The organism is Vibrio sp. YT-19(2023), assembly GCF_033337395.1.
This window is the reverse complement of sequence record NZ_JAWOQN010000899.1, coordinates 1-565: the sequence shown is the minus strand read 5'-3', so window position 1 is coordinate 565 and position 565 is coordinate 1. Positions and strand designations below refer to the sequence as shown.

Sequence of the window (565 nt, the reverse complement as noted above, 5' to 3'; positions counted from 1 at the left end):
AGTACCGAAAAAACGATGGTAGCTCAATACCGCACTGCTTCACGCTCTTCCTTGTACCAATATGGTTTTGAAGACTGGACTGATGGACGCATGGTCTTTGCAGGAACGCCTTCGATGCCTATGGTCAGTACGTCGGGTATCAATTTTTCTAAGATAGATATTGATACAATCTACAAAAACTTTTCTTACCGTTTAGCTGAAGTGCCAAAGACAAGTGCGTTTTATCACCCTGATGCATTGAAAGGCGATGTTTGGACATTCAGTGTAGAAGGCACGATTGCAACGCCTGGATGGACAGCTGCATACACAGACAAAGTTTCTGAAAACTGGAGCATTGTTGTTAATGACCGCTCTCTATTTTCAGTAACGGATACCCAGAACACGAAACCAGGTGTATCAAACAGTGTTGTTGATCTAACTGACAGTATTGGTTTAGGCCAAGAAAACGGGTTACAACGCGTGAGCTATCAGCAAGGTACGATGGTTGGTGCAACGCCATACGTTGTTCGCCATTCTGTTTACTCGTTGATCGAAGGAAGTATCGTCGTTCCTGACTTAGATTACT

At 43.7% G+C, this 565-nt stretch carries 1 pseudogene; it reads left to right on the top strand.

From position 1 onward, the window contains the following. Positions 1–15: 15 nt before the first annotated feature. Positions 16–565 (top strand): annotated as a pseudogene (locus R7E78_RS29070) (flagellar sheath protein A); the annotation flags it as partial.